This window comes from Marinimicrobium sp. UBA4509 (assembly GCF_002388575.1).
GTDB lineage: Bacteria > Pseudomonadota > Gammaproteobacteria > Pseudomonadales > Cellvibrionaceae > Marinimicrobium > Marinimicrobium koreense.
On the sequence record NZ_DGMV01000047.1, the window covers coordinates 142,564 to 146,017 of the forward strand.

3 protein-coding genes are annotated in these 3,454 nt (G+C 58.5%); all 3 read right to left on the reverse strand.

The window, feature by feature from the left end; genetic code table 11:
• Window positions 1-316 precede the first annotated feature (316 nt).
• Window positions 317-1,240, reverse strand: coding sequence for an AAA family ATPase (locus tag B3520_RS07420; RefSeq protein WP_286806942.1), 924 nt, complete (start codon window positions 1,238-1,240; stop codon window positions 317-319).
• Between the two features lie 35 nt (window positions 1,241-1,275).
• Window positions 1,276-2,463, reverse strand: coding sequence for an O-succinylhomoserine sulfhydrylase (locus B3520_RS07425; protein WP_123637529.1), 1,188 nt, complete (start codon window positions 2,461-2,463; stop codon window positions 1,276-1,278).
• An 11-nt stretch (window positions 2,464-2,474) separates the two neighbouring features.
• The coding region (locus B3520_RS07430) for an amidophosphoribosyltransferase (protein WP_286875779.1) at window positions 2,475-3,454 on the reverse strand (980 nt) is incomplete at its 5' end.

Here is a 3,454-nt window from a genome sequence, read left to right on the forward strand (position 1 = left end):
CTGGAGCTGGATGCCACCGATGAGCTGGACCCACCACTGTCTCCACCGCTACCGCCACAGGCCGCCAGAACCAGCGTACTCCCCAGCACCCAGGATAGTCGTTGTATTTTCACGATCTAATGCCTCTGCTGCGTTTATTGTTAGACAGAACTGCAACATAAATAGTATTACAGTACTACCTTAATTGGTAGGCATATAATCACACAATTAGGCGCTAACCAGAACGGATTTGGACTAAAAAAGGCGAACCCTTAGATCATAAAGCAATTTTACCCGCCAAACAGCAAAAACTCCGCCTTTATTTGTATTATTTATATTAGGCGGGAACGATGTCAACGGCGTTCAACAGCTCCGTGATCAGCGCCTGCTCGTGCCCCTCGGTGCCGCTGGCAGCCGGGGCAATTCGGTGCGCCACCACGGGAGGCAGCAGCGTCTGTAGGTCTTCAGGAATGACGTAACTCCGCCCGTGCATGAACGCCCAGGTCTTAGAGGCACGAAGTAGCGCCAGAGCCCCTCGTGGGGAGAGGCCGCAGGCAAACTCGGGGGAGTGCCGGGTGTGGTGAACCAGCCGTTGCAGGTAATCCAGAAGGCTGTCTGAGGTTTTGACCTGTTCCGCAGCCTGCCGGATCTTGGGCAGCTGCTCGGGCTTCAGACGGGTTTTGACTCCGGCCAGTTTTTGGCGGGGATCACCGCCGAGAAACATCTGACGCTCAGCATCCGCACTGGGGTAACCGAGGCTGATGCGCATCAGAAAGCGGTCCAGTTGCGATTCGGGCAGCGGGAAAGTCCCCATCTGGGACAGGGGATTCTGAGTGGCAATGACGAAAAAAGGGTCTTCGAGCTTACGGGTCTCCCCTTCTACCGTGACCTGACGTTCCTCCATCGCCTCCAGCAATGCGCTCTGGGTTTTCGGCGTGGTCCGGTTGATCTCGTCGGCCAACAGCAACTGAGTGAATACCGGGCCGGGATGGAAGGTAAAGCGCGACTGCTCCCGCTCAAACACCGATGCGCCGATAATATCGGCGGGCAGCATATCGCTGGTAAACTGGATCCGCTGATAAGACAAGCCCAGCACCTTGGCAAGCGCATGGGCCAGGGTGGTTTTCCCCATGCCGGGCAGGTCTTCAATCAACAGATGCCCGTCGGACAGCAGACACGCCAGGGCGAGCTTTATCTTGTCTTCCTTACCCAACAAAACCTGGCCGATTTCATCGACAACAACCTGGATAAAATCCCGCATTGACCCTCTGCCCTGTTCTGGTGGGTTCGGCGGACTCAGGACAGTCCGCGCAACAAATCGTTTTTCAGATCCTCGACATCCTCCAGCCCCACCGCCAACCGGATCAGATTGTCGGCAATGCCGGATTCGGCCCGCTGCTCCGGTGTCAGGCGTCCATGGGTGGTCGTGGCCGGATGCACGATGGTGGTTTTTGCATCACCGAGGTTGGCAGTGAGCGAGCAGATCCGGGTGCTGTCGATCACGCGCCAGGCGGCAGCCTGATCCCCTTTGACCTGAAAGGACAGCACCCCACCGAAAGCAGACTGCTGCTTACGCGCCAATTCATGCCCGGGGTGTTCGGGCAGACCGGCGTAGTACACACGCTCGACCTGGGGCTGACGCTGGAGCCATTCGGCCAGCGCCTGCGCATTGCGTGAGTGGGCCTCCATCCGCAGACGCAGGGTTTCCAGCCCTTTCAGGAACACCCAGGCATTGAAGGCACTCAGGGTGGGTCCGGCACTGCGGACAAACGCCAAAACGTCATTGATGGTGTCCTGATCTCCGGCAACCACGCCACCCAGGCAGCGCCCCTGGCCATCGATGTATTTGGTCGCCGAGTGAATGATCAGGTCGGCACCGAACTCGATCGGGCGTTGCAGTGCCGGGGTGCAGAAACAGTTGTCCACCACCAGCCTGGCACCCCGGGCATGGGTCAGATCCGCCAACGCCTGGAGGTCGACGACATCGCACAGAGGGTTGGACGGGGTTTCCACAAACACCAACCGGGTGTTAGCCTGAAAACCGCGCTCCCACGCGGTCAGATCGGTGGGGTCGACAAAGGTTACCCCAACCCCGAACCGCTGCAGATACTTGGTAAACAGAACCGTGGTTGTGCCGAATACACTCCGGGAGCAGAGGATATGATCTCCCACCTGCAGCAGTGCCATGCAAGTGCTGAGAATGGCCGACATGCCGGAAGCCGTCGCAATGGCACTTTCGGCCTTTTCCAGAGCGGCAATGCGCTCCTCAAACGCGCGCACCGTCGGATTGGTATAACGCGAATACACGTTGCCGGGAGCGTCGCCAGAGAAGCGGTCCGCCGCTTCCTGGGCGCTGCCAAACACATAACTGGAGGTCAGGAACAGCGCTTCGCTGTGTTCCCCTTCCGCCGTGCGGTGACATCCCGCACGAACGGCCAGGGTGTCCAGGCCAGCACCGGTCAAGCTGTCATCATATTCACTCATGAGCGATCTCGTCAGGGGTTTTCCGCCACATCATTGTGCAGGCCGATCAGCGTGCCCTCCGGCTTGGCCGCTTTCTTGTGCGCATTACTCTTGGCGCCATCGTTGCGCTCGGCCTCGAGTTTCTCCAGATAGGCATCATCCACATCACCGGTCACATACTCACCGTTGAACACGGCACAGTCAAACTCGGTAACCTTGCGGGTCCCTTCCGCCGAGGCGGCCACCAGGTCTTCCAGATCCTGATAGATCAGCCAGTCGGCACCGATCTCCCGACAGATTTCTTCGTGACTACGACCGTGAGCGATCAGCTCTTTGACCGTGGGCATATCGATGCCGTAGACATTCGGATAGATGACCGGTGGTGCCGCTGAGGCAAAATACACTTTGGCGGCGCCGGCATCGCGGGCCATTTCGATAATCTGCTGACAGGTGGTGCCACGGACAATGGAATCATCCACCAGCAGCACGTTCTTGCCACGAAACTCCAGCTCGATGGCATTGAGCTTCTGGCGCACAGACTTCTTACGCTGCTGCTGCCCGGGCATGATGAAGGTCCGACCAATGTAGCGGTTTTTCACCAGCCCTTCCCGGAACTTCACACCCAGATTGTAGGCCAGTGCCTGCCCGGCCACCCGGCTGCTGTCGGGAATCGGCACCACCACATCGATATCATGGTCGGGACGTTCGCGCAGAATTTTTTCCGCGAGCTTTTCACCCTGGCGCAGGCGAGCCTTGTACACCGAGATGCCGTCCATGATCGAATCCGGGCGGGCGAAGTACACATGCTCAAAGATACAGGGCCGCAACCGGGTATTCTCGGCACACTGACGACGATGAAGCTCGCCCTCGGCGGTGATGTAAATCGCCTCACCGGGGGCTACATCGGCAATCAGATCAAAGCCGAGCACATCCAGCGCAACGCTTTCCGAGGCAACCATGTACTCGACTCCACCCTCGGTTTCCCGCTTGCCATAGACCAGGGGACGAATAC

Coding starts and splice junctions, on each gene's coding strand:
- B3520_RS07425 (WP_123637529.1), bottom strand. CDS start 2,463: ATGAGTGAATATGATGACAGCTTGACCGGTGCTGGCCTGGACACCCTG.
- B3520_RS07420 (WP_286806942.1), bottom strand. CDS start 1,240: ATGCGGGATTTTATCCAGGTTGTTGTCGATGAAATCGGCCAGGTTTTG.